We start from the raw sequence: 14,263 nt of genomic DNA, 5'->3' as shown, positions 1-14,263 counted from the left end.
TGTGTACTTCGTCAATGAACAATGCGTGACGATTCCTGAAGGTCAATAAGGGGACGTGTTGTGACATCTCTCACTTCGCCATCGCAGGTCGAATCCGAAACCGTCTGGGGCACCGATGTACTGCCGGAGTCCACAGCGGAATCGACATCGGAGCCACTCCCTGGATTGCCGCAAGTCCCTCCGTTTCCGGTTCCGTGGCGTCATCCCCTGCGTTGTGTCGGTTGGATTCTACGGATGACCTTTGGCGTGGGAACCCTCATCGGATTGCTCGCCATCGTGGCGGCCGTTCCGGTTTTGAATCTGTTGGTCTTAGGGTACTTCCTGGAAGCGGAAGGGCGTGTTGTACGGAGCGGACGGTTTCGGGACGGTTTTCCGCTGCTTGGATTCGCACCCCGGTTGGGAAGCATCGCGATTGGGTTTCTACTCTTTCTGGGACCGTTGCTGTTCATCAATAGTGTTGCCACCGATGCCCGTTTGATCGATCCAGATGGCATCGTCGCAAACCGTTGGACCGTGGTGTTGAACATTGCCAGCGTCACGGTGGGGGTGCATCTCGCATTGGCACTCGCGCGGGGCGGTACGTTTGGATGTTTCGTGCGTCCTTTGAAGAATTTGACGTGGTTGATCGGCCGGCTCCGTGAACACGGGGTTCGCAACGCCTGGTTGAAAGCCGACGAAACGCTTGCCAACGGATTACGCGCGACACAACCGGGCCAGATGTTTTGGCTGGGACTGCGAGGATTGATCGGCGGATTGATTTGGCTTGTGCCGCCAACTGTGGTGTTCGCTGCCGCCGATTCCCATAAACCGGCGACACTGCTGATCACAGTTCTCGGTGGCATGCTGCTGATGCTCGTATTCGGTTGGTTACCGATGTTACAAGCTCGATTTGCGGCGACCAATGAATTTCGCACGTTGTTCCGGTGGAAGGAAACGCGACGACTGTTTGGCAACGCACCACTGGCGTGGATGTTCGCGATTGTCATCACTTATGTGCTCGCGTTGCCGTTGTATTTGGCGAAAGTTGCGTTGCCTCCCCGTGATGCCGTTTGGTTGCTCACGCCGTTGTTTATCGTTGGTGTGTATCCCGCTCGCATTCTCACCGGATGGGCCGTGGCTCGGGCGGAACGTCGCGAAACCCCCGCCTGGTTCGGTTGGCGATGGCTTGGGCGATTGGTCATCGGACCCTTGTTGGCGGCGTATGTGTTTTTGCTCTTCTTCACTCAGTACGTCGGAGCCGAGGGCCGTCAGGTGTTGTTCCAACATCACGCGTTGCTGTTGCCATCGCCGTTTTGAAGATGATGCGGCGATAAGGTCGCGTGTGATGCTAGGAAGATGCCACCGGTCTTCAATCGAGGATCATGGCCACGTCACACGGACGAACCCCCGCCCAGTGACACCTGTTTTTCGCATCATCACACGAGACCTCATCACGTTATCACCGACTCAACACATCAACGAACGTGAATTTGGTGGCAATCCGCGAATTTTCTTCGTAGGATCTTAACATCCAATTCCATTCGGGATTTTTTAGTGGCGCGTTCGCGCCGTTCGGCGCGAGCGATCACGGTCTCTCTTCAGAAAGGCGCTCCGATGTGTGGATTTTCCGTCGATCATGTGAGGAACACGGCCCTGGTTGGACACGGGGCCAGCGGCAAGACGACGCTGGCCGATCTCATGTTGTTCAAGGCCGGTGCGAGTTCGCGGGCCGGGTCGGTAGATGATGGATCAAGCCTATTCGACTTTGATGAAGACGAAAAACTCCACAAATACTCCATCAACTCCGCCATCGCTCATTTCGAGCACAACGATCAAGAAATTCACGTTCTCGACACGCCTGGTTATCCCGACTTCATCGGCCAAGCCATCGAGGCGTTGCAAGCCGTTGAGACGGCCGTCATCGTAGTCAACGCCGCTCACGGGTTGGAAGTCAACACTCGCCGGATGTTCCGCAAAGCGAGCACCAGCGGTCTCGGTCGCATGATCGTCTTGAACCGGATGGATGCCGATAACATCGACTTCACCGGGCTCGTCGGCCGGATTCAAGAAGCGTTCGGCGTCATTTGTATTCCCATGCAAGTTCCGGTGGGAGCCGGTGCGGATTTCAGCGGCGTCGTCAGCACGTTGAATGTCCCCGATTCCGTGCCGGACGGTGTCGTAGTCGATCCGAACGAATACGCCGGTCCGTTGATGGATGCCATCGTCGAGGCCGATGAAGAATTGATGATGCGGTATTTCGATGGTGAGGAAATTCCCGCAGACGAGATTGCGGCAGGTGTTTCCAAAGCCATCGCCGCCGGGACGTTGATTCCAATTTTCTGTTGCAGCGCCAAGAAAGACGTGGGTGTATCGGAACTGATGGACGCTCTGGCCGCGTATGCACTCAACCCGACACAACTCGAACGCGTCGCCAGTCAGGGCGATCAGCAAACACCGATCGTTGCCGACCCGAATAAAGACTTCATCGGCCAAGTCTTTCAAACGCGAATCGACCCGTTCCTTGGCAAAATGAGCATGATTCGCATCTTCCAAGGGACGCTGTCCAAAGACATGACGATTCAAACCGGCGACGGCACGACCAAGCCGATGAAGATTCATCAGTTGATGGAACTTCAGGGCTCCGGCCATGAAAACGTGGAATCGGCGGGGCCGGGTGACATCGTGGCGACGGTAAAAATGGAAGACTTACACGTCAACCACACCCTCAGCCCTGCTGGTGCGTATCGTATGCCCGCGATTCCATTCCCGATTCCCATGATCGGGTTGGCCGTCGAGCCGAAAAGTCGGGCCGACCAACAAAAAATTTCCGGGGCACTGCACAAACTTGAGGAAGAGGACCCCACATTCACCGTCACGCGGGACGAGCAAACGCATGAGATGGTCATGCACGGCATGAGCGAGTTGCACCTGAAGACGATGGAAGAACGGCTTGCCCACCGCGACAAGGTGAGCATCATCACGCACCAACCGAAGATTCCGTATCGCGAGGCCGTCACCGGTGCCGCCGAGGGAAGTTATCGACACAAAAAACAAAGCGGTGGGTCCGGTCAGTTCGCCGAGGTTCACTTGCGTGTCTCCGCCTGCCCGCGTGACGTCAATCCTGAAGAATACTTCGTGAAGGACAACTTCCCGAATTTGCGGACCTACCATTACGATCCGACCTTGAATTTCGCTTTCGTTGACCGCATTAGCGGCGGGAGCGTGCCGAATCAGTTCATTCCCGCCGTCGAGAAAGGCGTGAAAGAGCGGATGACCAAAGGCGTGCTCGCCGGTTACCAAATGCAAGACGTGGTTTGTGAATTGTTCTTCGGGAAAGATCACCCCGTCGATTCCAACGAAACCGCATTCAAAACCGCCGCTGACCGGGGTTTCCGCGACATCGCAATGCAAGCCCATCCGGTGCTCTTGGAACCGATCGTGAATATCGAAGTGACCGTGCCGGACGAGAAAGTCGGCGACATCTCCGGCGATCTTTCCACCCGCCGAGGCCGTCCCGAGGGCATGGACTCCGATGGCGGTTTCACCACGATCAAAGCAAAAGTGCCATTGGTCGAAGTGATGACGTATGCACGCGATCTCTCCAGCCTCACCGGTGGTCAAGGTTCGTATTCACTGGAACCGAGTCACTACGAAACCGTGCCCGCTCACGAGCAGCAAAAAGTCATCGCCGCCGCCAAGCATGAAGAAGAGGAGGATTGATCGGGCATTGCATCATGTGTGTCACCGTACTGTGAGCCGTACATTCCTGGGTTGATCGCTCGGTTCGGCTTACGGTGCGTGACATACGTTTTCCATCTACGTTTTCGAATCGCTACGGCCGAGTAGTTCGTGGAATTCCGGCATGCGAAGTCGCCAACTGACGACGGCGTAAATCGCGACCGCTGCCGCAACTGGAACACCGACCCGTAGGAATCGGTGGAGTAGCGTTTCGGTGGCGGGGAGCGTCCGTAACAACGAAACGACAGCCAACGTCATTACCGTCGTCGCAAGCACAGACTTCGCGATCGTCCGCCATACGTCGCGATCGAGAAACTCACCTAGAGTATGTCGCAAGCACACGAGGGAAGCGACTAATTGAATTGTCAAGCTGATCGAAGTTGCCCACGCCAAACCCGATCCTTTGAAGATCGGTAGTAGCAGGAAGTCCAACACGACATTCGCAACCAACGCGAATAACCCGAGACGTAACGGCGTTTCTCGATTGCCGAGTGCGTAGAAGGTGCGATTGACGATCAGTAACCCACAGACCGACCACACCCCGGCTCCGTACGCGAGGATCATCGCGGACGTTTGTTGGGCGTCTTGCGAATCAAACGCACCATGTCGAAAGAGGAGATCGGTCAGCGGTCCGGCAAGAAGCATCAATCCGGCAGTTGCGGGGATCGTCACGTAAGTTACCAACCGTAGTCCAAACGCGAGTTCACGTCGAATGGCAATGAAGTCGTTTTGGCTGGCTGATCGGGCCAATCGCGGAAACAACACCGTTCCCAATGCCACCCCAAACACGCCGATCGGAAATTGAAATAGCCGTTGTCCTAAGTACAACGCCGACGCGGTTCCGCTGGCCAGCGAGTTCGCGGATGTTGCATCACCTTCCGCGGAAAATGACCACGCAATCAGGCTGTCGATTAGCGGGTTGAGTTGCGTGACCGCCAATCCGCACAAGATCGGCAACACTCCCTGCCAAACGTGAATGACCTGAGATTTTGACTCCCGCCAGTCGCCCAGCAGTGGAAACCCTCGCTGCCAGAGCACACTGGCTGGCAACGCAAACTGCAAGAAACCGGCGAACACTACACACGCTGCCAAAATGATCATTCGCGTTTTGGGATCGGTTATTCCTGTCGTGACACCGATCAGGCCGGCGATCCACACGATGTTCAGAACGATCGGCACCAAAGCCGGGGCAAGGAAGTCGTTCCGTCCATGCAGAATGGCACTGAACTGAGCCGACAAGCAAATGAAACCCAAGTACGGCAGCAAGATCGCCGTGAGTTGCAGCAGAAGTTCGTTGCCGGGTGTGGGATCGGAAAGGACCGCGAACGCGACGATTCCAACTTCCGCCAGCAGAATGACCGCAAGCAATACAAGCGAAAGTGTGAACAACACGCCGCGTGCCAACCGAGCAGCAGATGCGGGGCCAGACTGTTCCTCTTCGGCGACGAATGCCGGTAAGAAGGCAGCTGTCAAAGCACCTTCACCAAAAAGTCGTCTGGCTAGATTCGGCAGACGGAACGCAATGGTGAAGGCATCCATCAGCAGACCGTTGCCGAAGGTCATGGCCATACCCGCGTCGCGGACCAGGCCCAGAATGCGACTCAGAAACGTGCATCCGCTGATCAACCGCACGTTTCCAGCAACCGAGTTGCCGGACGATTCCGCATCCATGCTTGATTCGTTCCCAGAGCGGATCGATACGTCAAACTGCGATCCGTGTGCAATGTCTATCGGCGTGTGTTTGTGCGGGCGTTGGCGATTCGATCAATGACATCCCGGTTGCCAAGCACGTTGATGAATTGGGTGTCCGCAGCGATTCGTCCACGACGGTCTCGCGTGTTTGTTGCCAACTGTTGGATCTCTTGGAAGTCTTGCGATAACCGTCGTTGCAATCTGGGATCGACTGTTTCAGTGTCCGACGCGAAGCGGGCAGCCATACCGCGACGTTGTTGCCAAGCGGTTGCCAAATCGAACAGCGACGCCGTGCCGACTTGGTAATACTCCGCGAGTGCCGCGTGCAACTCGGCGGACGATTGCATGCCATCTCGGAATGCGGTTGAGCGAGCGGAAGGGCTGTCTGTGAGGTTGGCGAGATCGTAATCGAGTCTTGCCAATTCGAATTTCGCCGCGGCCAACCGGTCCGCCCGCCCCAATGGGGACCCGACTTGAGACCACCGTTCCAGCTGCCGAACGAAGGCGGCTTGCTCATCCCGTTGATCACGAATTGCGGTTTGCAGGGCGGCGACATCTTCAGGGGGGATATCCAATCCGTCGCGAATTCTTCGAGCTTGTAGCTTCTCTTCGGGCGTACCCGATCCCGTGAAGACTTCCAATTCCGTGGCATGGACCAGGCGGTCGGACCAATCCACAACGCGAGCACTTGCAGCGGCATGTCGATCAATTTCGCGTTCGTCTTCCAACCCAATCAACTCCGCCTCGGCTTGGGCGAGCAACGTTTCCACCAACGCCTGATCACCAGGAGCAACCGGCCAATAATTGTTCAAACCCTGATACCCCAACCGAAGGGTTTGCAATCGCTCTACCCGATGCCGCAGCACTTGCCGTAATGCAGTGTTGTCGTTTTGCAGCAACCCCGCGGCGGAAAGGACGACATCATCGGCGGTTTGCAATTGCAACAGATGATCTTGTAGCGACATCAAACCCCGATCGAACGCTTGTTCGCTTTCTCGAACCAACGCCATCGCGGCATCACTCGCCTGCCGCAACTGTTTGTGTTCAGTTTTCGAGAGTGGCCGCAGGCGTTCCGGTTGTGGTTGACTGGTCGGCATCGGCGTGACAACAGTCGGTTTCGCGGTGTCGTCGTAATCGGATCGCACAGTCGTGGATGGCGCCGTGGGATTTGGGGGCGTTGGGTCTTGTGTTAACCCCGTATTGAGGTGACCAAGCACCGTGACCACACAGACAATAAGCCCGAGCCAAAGGGACACCGTTGCATTCGGATTTCGCACCATGATTCTGTCTCCGACGAAGTGAGCGTTCATAAATCATTCCGATTGAAAGCCAAATCGTCCAGAGCGATTTTATTCGCGGGAGCCCGTTTCGATGACGACTCGCGTTCCCACCCCACTTTTCTGCAGCGAAAATGTCGGGCGAATTCCAAGATTAGTTCGCGACTTTGTCTAAGCGGCTTGTCGGTCAGACTGCGGGGGAGTCGTGTGTTGAACTTGATCGAGTAGTTCTCGGATGATCTGTTCGGCTTCGAGTTTCTCGGCCTGCCAGCGATCCCGTAGCGTTCGCCATTCGGCTTCGCGGGTTTCCAAGTCACTGGTTTGCCGAGTGAGTTCGACGTCCCGTTGATCAAGCAGCGACTCGCGTTCGCCGAACCATTCGGTGAGCGTCTCCCGCTCGCGGGCCAGTTCGACTTGTTGATTCCGCACCACGGTTTCCGTCTGAGCAAGCGACTCGCGTTCGGCTCGGATGCCGGTGCGAAGCTGTTCGTAAAATGCGACAACCGCCTGACGGGCCGCTTCCAATCGCTGGTTTGCTTCCTCGGTTCCGGCGGTATCGGCGAAGTTCGCCCACGCTTCTTCGACGGCCAATCGAGTTTCGAGCGACTGCCGATGCGTCTCTTCCAACTCCGTTCGGAATTGATCGAGTCGCTCCCGTCGCCGATCCAACTCAGCCGCGTACTCACCGAAGGTGGCATACTGCTGATCGAGAGTCGCTTGTTGGACGGAACGCTCCTCCATCCACTTTTGACGTTCCTCAGCCACCTGTTCCCGATCCGCCTGGAGTTCCGCTTGAATGAGTTCCCGTTGCTCGGCCAGAGCGTCTCGCTCTCGTTCGATCGAGGCTTCCGTTTCCGCCAACCGTTTGCGGTGTTGCCGCAATTGCTCCCGACCGCGACGAGTTAAGTCTTCCTGCCAAAGCAAATGCTGACGTTGCTTCTGGCGTTCGCGTCGGGCTTCTAGCTTTTCGGCTTTGAGTTCCTCACGACTTTTCTTCAGGTGTTCTTCTTGGAAATGGCGACGGTTATCGAAGTTGGCTTGTTCTTGGCGGAAGTGTTCAACGGCCGTTGTATGACGTTCTTCGATTTCCCGACGATGCGTCTCGAAATCCTGCTGCTCGGCGGCCAGAGACTCCGACTGCGATTGGAATTTGGTGTTCCATTCGTCTTGGCGTTGTTGGAACTCGGCGTCTCGTTCGGCTTGCCGTTCGGCCATCTCGGTTTCGAGTTGGGTTCGCAACTCCGTGAGTTCTTGTTCGCCTTGTTCGCGGAGCTTTTGCAACTCATTGCGTTCGGCATCGCACTCCTGTTTCCAGGTGTCCTTCTCTTCTTGGAACTTTGCCCGTTCGGCATCGAGTTCCACCCGCACCGCTTCCACGAGCTGTTTTCGCTCTTGCTCGAGAAGTTGATCGACCGCTTCGAGAGCCGCTTCGTGATCGCGACGGTGCTGGTCGACTTCCTGAGCGAATCGTCCGCGTTCGGTGGCCAACTCCGCACGGGATTCTTCCAACTCCTCGCGTTCGGTGGCCAATTCCGCCAAGACACTTTCGCGAAGCGTCTCGCGTTCACTCAACAGTGCCCTGCGAGCCTGGTCTAATTCATCCGCACGCGACGCAATTTCCTGATTGAGTTGCTCGGACTCCGCAAATCGCGAATCGAGTTCCCGATCTCGCTGGTCCGCTAGCTGGACACGTTCGCGAATAGCCTGATCTGCTTGGGACTTCTCCTCGATCCACGCAGAACGATCGCGTTCGAAGGCTTCAATTTGCTCGCGAAGGGCTTGCTCGGCGGCTTCGACCTGGGCCAACCGGTTTTGAAGATTCTCCGCCGCTTGGGACGCTTCGTGGAGGGCGTCGCGTTCATCCGCCAAGGCCGACAAAGGACTGCCAGCTTTCGGTTTGACAGCAGGCGAGAGACGAGATGGCGGGGCAAGCTTGAGATGCGGTTCGGGCGCAGCATCAGCCCCCGGCTGATTCGGTACCGACGTGGGGCGAGCTGCGCTCATGGTGGGAATCCTTTCCCGATTGTTGTTGGAAACGAACCACGGACACTTGCTTCATCCATCCACAAGCATCCGGGAGGGGCTGGGATCAACCAGCCGAAGCGTCAAGAACTTGCACGAATTGCTCTTTGGGAGTCAGACCGACGAAGCGGCCGTTGTCGGCGATTTCGCCATTCTTGAACAGCAATACGGTTGGGATCGCACTGATACCCAGCGACTGAGGAACCTGCATGTTTTCGTCGGTGTTCATTTTGCCGACTTTGACTTTGCCTTGGTAGTCAGCAGCCAATTCGTCGATGGTCGGACCCAGACGTTTGCACGGTCCGCACCATGGAGCCCAGAAGTCGACCAAGACTGGTTGATCGGACTGCAAAACTTCCGATTCGAAGTTGTCGTCTGTGAAGGTCATTGTGGCATCGGACATAGGTCGTCATTCTCGTTGAAAAGGTGATCGGACTGGAAAAGCGATCAATCGCTGTCAATTGATTTCCAAGTACCTGTTTTTCCAAATCGCCGCAATTATAGGGGGCGCCCAAACCGTGTCAACGCGAGCTAGTTAGTGTTGGTGACATTGTGTTCATGTTCCTGGCAGTTTATTGTCGTTGCATTCGTGCACGACCGGGCCCCTCGCTATCGCGATTTTGGCCGCTAGTTTTCCTAACCGATATAACCCGCAAAGTCGACCGAAACAATTTTCAAGTCGTTGCTGTAACTTGAGTAACGACTTGCGACGTTTTCGTAACCGGAAAGGTGAAAGGGTCATTGACACTGCTTCCAAAAGGTCGGTACAACGGAGGTAAGTTCGTGAATGATTCTGGACTCGGCCCTCCTCTTTCACTTCCTTGGCTACATTAACCCGAAGGATATGACATGAAATCGTTGTCCGGCCCGATTGTGCTGGTGTGCGGACTATTGGCGAGTGTTGCCGGTCCCACGTCCATCCAGGCATGCCTGTTCCCCAGTTACTACTCGAACTACACCCCAACCTATGCCGTTGGATATGGTTACAGTTCCTACTACGCGCCGTCTTACGCATCGTATCCGACTTATTCTGCCTATTATGGCGGGAGCTCGTGCTGCGGAACAACGAGCTATGCGATGCCATCGGCTTGCGACTCCTGTGGAAGTTGCAGCCCGTGCAACAGCTGTGTAAGTGGATGCAGTGCATCTCCTTGCGGCAGTTGTGGATACGGTGACTGTGCCAGCGGAAACTGCGTGAGTGGTTGCAGCAATGGAAACTGCTCGACCGGCGATTGCGGAGTTTCCGGCAGCAGCCCCGCCATTCCGAGTGACGGCCCAAGTGATCGTCCATACGATCGCAGCCCAACACCGGCGGACGGCGATCGACCGCGAACGTTCATCGAAGAACAAGCTGACGAAGAACCCCGCCCACGCGACGATCCAGGTTTCTATCGAGACCGGGAGCGGGATCGTGATCTCGATCGGGGATACGACGGAACGGGTTCCGGCTCGCCGATGCAACCTGATGGTTTTGGTCCACGCGATGCGGGACCGACCCCGACATTTAACAATTCCAATCGGCCGGACCCACGAAACTTGATCCGGCACCAAGCCACTCCGCGGTTCGAGATGCCAGACCAGAACAGTTGGGACCCCAAGCCAGCTCCCGCACTGGATCTGGACGACAAAATCGCTCGCCGACCGATTCTGCAACCAGCTCGATTCATCGCAGGAAATCGAGATGCTTGGAAGCCGGTCGTTCTTCAGCAACCGACCAATGAGGGGTGGGTTTCGGCTCCATCGCGAACTCAATTGGTACAGAAGTAAACATTCCCTGCCACATCGAATAGAATCGAAAGCCGTCGGTTGTCGCCGACGGCTTTTCTCATTGCTTTTTCCCAGACCAACCGACCATGCAAAACGCCGACGTCGCCCGCATCTTTGACACCCTCGCGGACCTGCTGGAAATTCAGGAAGCCAACCCCTTCCGTGTGCGTGCCTACCGCAATGCTTCGCGGACTGTGGAAGGGCTGACCGAATCTCTGTCCTCTATCATCGAAGACCCCGACCGCACCCTGAGCGATCTTCCCGGTATCGGCAAAGACTTGGCAGAGAAGATCAAAACGATTCTGGAAACCAACACACTGCCGCAACTCGAGGAATTGAAATCCAAAATTCCGCCCGGCGTGGTGCAGATGTTGAACCTGCCCGGCATCGGACCGAAGAAAGTCGCGGTGATGTTTCGCGAACTCAAGGTAAACACACTGGAAGACCTACGAGCCGCCGGTGAGAATGGCCAGATCAGTGCGCTCAAAGGGTTTGGTAAGAAGACCGAACAGACGATCCTCGAAAACATCGACTCCGTCGCCGCCGCCGAACAACGGTTTTACTTGAGCGATGCAATTCATGCGGGCGAGGCGATCGTCGCGTCGTTGCGGGAATTGGAAAGCGTCACGCAAGCCGACTTGGCGGGCAGTTCGCGTCGTCGCAAAGAAACCACGGGGGATCTCGACGTTCTCGCAATCGCCGAGGACTCCGAGGAACCGATGGACCATCTCGCCGAACATGAACTCGTCGCGCAAGTCCTGCAACGTGGACCAACGAAAATGCGAGTCCGCCTGCATTTGGGGATCGAACTCGATCTTCGTGTGGTGCCCGAGGAATCCTACGGAGCGGCGATGGTCTACTTCACCGGCTCGAAGGAACACAATATTGTGCTCCGCAAACGGGCCCAGGAACGCAAGCTGAAACTCAATGAGTACGGTGTGTCTCCTGAGGGGAAAGACAAATCGAAACCAGTTCGCACTGAGGAAGACGTTTACAAGTTGCTCGATCTGCCCTGGATTCCGCCGGAACTTCGCGAAGACCGGGGCGAATTTGACGCCGCCGAGAGTGACAAACTTCCCGAGTTGGTCGATGTCGACGACATCCGTGGCGATCTGCACATGCATACGACCGCCAGTGACGGCAAGAACTCCATCCTCGAAATGGCCGAAGCCGCCAAGAAACTCGGCCGCAAATACATCGCCATCACCGATCACTCCAAACGCGTCTCGATGGCCAACGGTCTCGATGCGAAACGGCTTCGCGAGCACTGGAAGGACATCGACAAAGCCAACGACGAAATCAAAGGCATCGAGATTTGGAAGGGCATCGAGTGCGACATTCTCGAAGACGCCACGCTCGATTTGCCCGACGATGTGCTCGCCGAGGCGGACTGGGTGATTGCGGTGTTGCATTACGGACTCAAGCAACCGAAGGATCAAATCAACAAGCGGATGATGGCGGCGATTCAGAATCCTCATGTGCATTGCATCGGCCATCCGACGGGACGATTGCTGCTGCGGCGACCGGGGGCGGAGATGGACTTTCACGACATTCTGAAAGCCGCCGCCGATCATGGGGTGCTGATGGAAATTAACGCCAGCCCCGAACGCTTGGATCTCAGCGACGTCCACGCCCAAGCCGCCGCCGACATGGGCATTCCCATCGTCATCGACACCGACGCCCACAGCACTACCGGTTTCCACACCATGAAATATGGCGTCTATCAAGCCCGCCGCGCCGGCCTGGAAAAGAAACACATCGCCAACACCCGAACACCGAAGCAATTCCGCAAACTGCTACGGACTTCGTAGGTTTCAATAGCGGGCAGGCAAAGCGGGAGATGTCGGAATGGAGACTACTTTTCGCGACCGACTTCGTTGGGCTCAACCGTTGCTTCTTGACGGTGCCACCGGGACGGAGTTGGATCGGCGGGGGTTGGATTTGAGTGCGCCGTTGTGGTCGGCTCGGTCGTTGCTTTCACATCCGGAGGTTGTGAAGGAGATTCATCGGAGTTACGTTGACGCCGGTGCGGACGTCATCACCGCGAACACGTTTCGCACGCATAACCGCAACGTGCGCGACGAATTTTTGAATGGACGGAAGATGACTCGGTTGGCGGTTGCGATTGGTCGTGAAGCTGCCGGAGATCGCGCATATGTTCTGGGTTCGATCGCACCGTTGCAAGATTGTTACCGTCCCGAACTCACGCTGCCGGAGGACGTGCTGCTTGACGAACATCGTCAGATGGCGGTCAATTTGGTGGATGCGGGCGTGGACGGAATTCTCGTCGAAACGCAACTTACCATCCGTGAGGCCGTCGCTGCAACTCGGGCCGCGACTGAAACGCAACTGCCAACGCTCGTGAGTTTTGTGTGCAGGATGGATGGCAAATTGCTATCGGGCGAGGCGTTGTCCGATGCGGCGAGTGCCGTGATGGAATTTGCACCGGCCGCGTTACTCGTGAATTGTGTGCCAGCGGATGTGGTCGCCGACTTGCTCAGCGTGATACACCAGACCGCTCCGGATGTTCCGCTCGGCGCGTATGCGAACACAGGGCGATACGACGAAGAGACTGGTTGGAGCGACACGATCGCCGTCAATGCCAACGCCTATGCGGAGTTCGCTCGTGATTGGTTGACGAGCGGTGCCACGATCATCGGCGGATGTTGTGGCACGACGCCCGCACACATTCGACGGCTCCGTCAATTGCTCGATGAGTGAATTACGGGGTTCCCGGTCGTGGTGGGTTGGCCCAGTGACCGCTGGGGTCTTCGCCGTTGACGACAACACCTTTCTTGTTCCAGTCCATTCCCGCTCGCACATCGGCCGCACAATAGCGAAGTGTGAGACCGCAGCGGCGGCGGTCAGACTCATTCGCTTCGGAACCGTGCAGCAGCAAATCCGAATGGACAGAAAACTCACCGGCTTTGAGTTCGTCATCGACCGGCGTGCCGTACTGCTCGACGTTTTCGATGACTTGATCGAGGACACTGTGTTCCGAAGAATCCGCGGGACGATAGGTCATGTGACCATAATGATGGCTACCGCTGATGAACCGCATGCACGCGTTTTCGGTGTCGGCATCGTCGATGGCGAGCCACACGGTGACGGCTTTCGACGGACTCAGCGGCCAATAACTGGCGTCCTGATGCCATGCGACTTGCTTGCCATCGTGCGGCATCTTGCAAAAGAAGTGCGATCCCCACGCGACCACGTTTTCGCCGAGAAGATCCTTCACGACGCTGATGATCTTCGGATGCGTGAGCAAGTCATACACTCGACCGTGCTTGAGATGGGCGGTGCTGATTGAATAACTATCCCCACCCGCAGCGATCGCGTCTTCTAACAGCTGATCGAAGTACCCCCGCAATTCGGCGGCTTCGGTGTCGTTGAATAGTGGGAGCGGTCGCAAATAACCGTTCTTGTTGAATTGCTCAATTTGCTCGGCGGAAAGTGTGTCCGCCTGTGATGCATTGGCGGGGTGGAATTTGAGGTTCCGCTCCAGCTGATCCAACTCGGCTTGCGTGGGGGTGATCGCGAATTTCGGTTCGGTACTCATGGCTTTGTCGGCTCGTTAGTGCGTATCGCACACATGTGTAGCGGGCAAACTACTCGGAATGCCGGGGCAACAGACCGTCTAACCCGCTAAGTTCCAATGTGAACGGCTCTGAGGACTCCAATCGGCTTACTCATTTTTAACATGGAGTCACCGAGATTGCACGGAGAAGCATCGTGGTTTTAAAGAGAGTGGCATTTCACAAATATCGAAGCACGGCATGATCATGCCA

10 protein-coding genes are annotated in these 14,263 nt (G+C 56.4%); 5 read left to right on the top strand and 5 right to left on the bottom strand.

The window, feature by feature from the left end; translation table 11 throughout:
* Nucleotides 1-60: 60 nt before the first annotated feature.
* Nucleotides 61-1,296, top strand: a complete 1,236-nt coding sequence (locus tag G6R38_RS18130; RefSeq protein ID WP_166829361.1) for a DUF4013 domain-containing protein — start codon at nt 61-63, stop codon at nt 1,294-1,296.
* Between the two features lie 297 nt (nt 1,297-1,593).
* Nucleotides 1,594-3,699 carry an elongation factor G gene (locus tag G6R38_RS18125; protein ID WP_166829357.1) on the top strand — a complete coding sequence of 702 codons (2,106 nt, stop codon included), beginning with the start codon at nt 1,594-1,596 and terminating at the stop codon, nt 3,697-3,699.
* A 96-nt stretch (nt 3,700-3,795) separates the two neighbouring features.
* Here G6R38_RS18125 and murJ read toward each other — a convergent pair whose 3' ends face one another.
* The 4 genes from murJ to trxA all read right to left on the bottom strand — a co-directional run bounded on the left by murJ (nt 3,796) and on the right by trxA (nt 9,111).
* Nucleotides 3,796-5,388: a murein biosynthesis integral membrane protein MurJ gene (murJ, locus tag G6R38_RS18120; protein WP_166829350.1), complete on the bottom strand. Its 1,593-nt coding sequence runs from the start codon at nt 5,386-5,388 to the stop codon at nt 3,796-3,798.
* A gap of 56 nt (nt 5,389-5,444) precedes the next feature.
* Nucleotides 5,445-6,689 (bottom strand): hypothetical protein, encoded by a 1,245-nt coding sequence (locus tag G6R38_RS18115; protein WP_166829345.1) that lies wholly within the window; start codon nt 6,687-6,689, stop codon nt 5,445-5,447.
* A 168-nt stretch (nt 6,690-6,857) separates the two neighbouring features.
* Nucleotides 6,858-8,690 carry a coiled-coil domain-containing protein gene (locus G6R38_RS18110; RefSeq protein WP_166829339.1) on the bottom strand — a complete coding sequence of 611 codons (1,833 nt, stop codon included), beginning with the start codon at nt 8,688-8,690 and terminating at the stop codon, nt 6,858-6,860.
* Nucleotides 8,691-8,775: 85 nt separating this feature from the next.
* The gene (gene trxA / locus G6R38_RS18105) at nt 8,776-9,111 is read right to left on the bottom strand and encodes a thioredoxin (protein ID WP_166829334.1); all 336 of its coding nucleotides are present in this window, start codon (nt 9,109-9,111) and stop codon (nt 8,776-8,778) included.
* A gap of 446 nt (nt 9,112-9,557) precedes the next feature.
* Here trxA and G6R38_RS18100 point away from each other — a divergent pair, with 446 nt between their 5' ends.
* The 3 genes from G6R38_RS18100 (at nt 9,558) to G6R38_RS18090 (ending at nt 13,196) form a co-directional block, all read left to right on the top strand.
* Entirely contained in the window at nt 9,558-10,475 is a 918-nt protein-coding gene (locus G6R38_RS18100) for a hypothetical protein (protein WP_166829331.1), read from the top strand.
* Between the two features lie 86 nt (nt 10,476-10,561).
* Nucleotides 10,562-12,286 (top strand): DNA polymerase/3'-5' exonuclease PolX, encoded by a 1,725-nt coding sequence (gene polX, locus G6R38_RS18095; protein WP_166829328.1) that lies wholly within the window; start codon nt 10,562-10,564, stop codon nt 12,284-12,286.
* A 37-nt stretch (nt 12,287-12,323) separates the two neighbouring features.
* A complete protein-coding gene (locus G6R38_RS18090) occupies nt 12,324-13,196 on the top strand; it encodes a homocysteine S-methyltransferase family protein (RefSeq protein WP_166829324.1) in 873 nt (290 codons plus the stop codon).
* A 1-nt stretch (nt 13,197) separates the two neighbouring features.
* On the opposite strand, the gene G6R38_RS18085 is transcribed toward G6R38_RS18090, so the two are convergent.
* Nucleotides 13,198-14,034: a phytanoyl-CoA dioxygenase family protein gene (locus G6R38_RS18085; RefSeq protein ID WP_166829319.1), complete on the bottom strand. Its 837-nt coding sequence runs from the start codon at nt 14,032-14,034 to the stop codon at nt 13,198-13,200.
* Nucleotides 14,035-14,263: the final 229 nt, after the last annotated feature.

Source organism: Thalassoroseus pseudoceratinae (assembly GCF_011634775.1).
GTDB lineage: Bacteria > Planctomycetota > Planctomycetia > Planctomycetales > Planctomycetaceae > Thalassoroseus > Thalassoroseus pseudoceratinae.
The sequence above is the reverse complement of the archived record's forward strand: the minus strand, read 5'-3'. Positions and strand labels throughout refer to the sequence as shown.

What these genes read in the sequence shown, in the direction of transcription:
- G6R38_RS18125 (WP_166829357.1), top strand. Translation starts at nt 1,594, where the DNA reads ATGTGTGGATTTTCCGTCGATCATGTGAGGAACACGGCCCTGGTTGGA.
- G6R38_RS18090 (WP_166829324.1), top strand. Translation starts at nt 12,324, where the DNA reads ATGGAGACTACTTTTCGCGACCGACTTCGTTGGGCTCAACCGTTGCTT.
- trxA (WP_166829334.1), bottom strand. Translation starts at nt 9,111, where the DNA reads ATGTCCGATGCCACAATGACCTTCACAGACGACAACTTCGAATCGGAA.
- murJ (WP_166829350.1), bottom strand. Translation starts at nt 5,388, where the DNA reads ATGGATGCGGAATCGTCCGGCAACTCGGTTGCTGGAAACGTGCGGTTG.
- G6R38_RS18100 (WP_166829331.1), top strand. Translation starts at nt 9,558, where the DNA reads ATGAAATCGTTGTCCGGCCCGATTGTGCTGGTGTGCGGACTATTGGCG.
- polX (WP_166829328.1), top strand. Translation starts at nt 10,562, where the DNA reads ATGCAAAACGCCGACGTCGCCCGCATCTTTGACACCCTCGCGGACCTG.
- G6R38_RS18110 (WP_166829339.1), bottom strand. Translation starts at nt 8,690, where the DNA reads ATGAGCGCAGCTCGCCCCACGTCGGTACCGAATCAGCCGGGGGCTGAT.
- G6R38_RS18085 (WP_166829319.1), bottom strand. Translation starts at nt 14,034, where the DNA reads ATGAGTACCGAACCGAAATTCGCGATCACCCCCACGCAAGCCGAGTTG.
- G6R38_RS18115 (WP_166829345.1), bottom strand. Translation starts at nt 6,689, where the DNA reads ATGGTGCGAAATCCGAATGCAACGGTGTCCCTTTGGCTCGGGCTTATT.